1 protein-coding gene is annotated in these 523 nt (G+C 68.3%); it reads right to left on the reverse strand.

What is annotated here, in order from left to right; genetic code table 11:
* A partial coding sequence (locus tag PKF00_RS45090) for an MFS transporter (protein WP_271223810.1) occupies positions 1-523 on the reverse strand: 523 nt, incomplete at both ends.

Genomic DNA, 523 nt, shown 5'->3' on the forward strand with positions numbered 1-523 from the left:
CCGTCGCACTCATGGCGCCGCCGATGATGAGCGCCATGACGAGGCCCATCGTCGCGAAGCCCGCGCGGCCCGCGCCGCCGCTCTGGATCAGCCACGCAGTGCCCGCCATCGCCAGCAGCTGGCCGATCGAGACGAACACGGTGCGGAAACCGATCAGGCGGGTGCGTTCGTGGAAGCCGTCGGTCAGCTCGGCGGGCAGCGCCATGTACGGCACGTTGAACAGCGAATACGCAGTCGAATAGATCACCAGCGCGGCGATCATCCTGACCATCAGCGCGCCCTGCCCCATGACCGGCGGGGCGAACAGCATCACGAACGACACCGCCGAAAGCAGCGCCCCTGCGGCAAGGAATGGCTTGCGGCGGCCCCAGCGGGTGCGGGCGCGGTCGGACAGGCTGCCGATCACGACGTCGATCACCGCGTCGGCCAGCTTGGAGACCATCAGCAGGTAGCCCGCAATCTCCGGCGACTGCCCGAGCACGGTGGACATCAGCGCCGGGAAGTACGTCGTCACGGTGTTGAG

Source organism: Streptosporangium carneum (assembly GCF_027922005.1).
GTDB classification, from domain to species: Bacteria; Actinomycetota; Actinomycetes; order Streptosporangiales; family Streptosporangiaceae; genus Streptosporangium; species Streptosporangium carneum.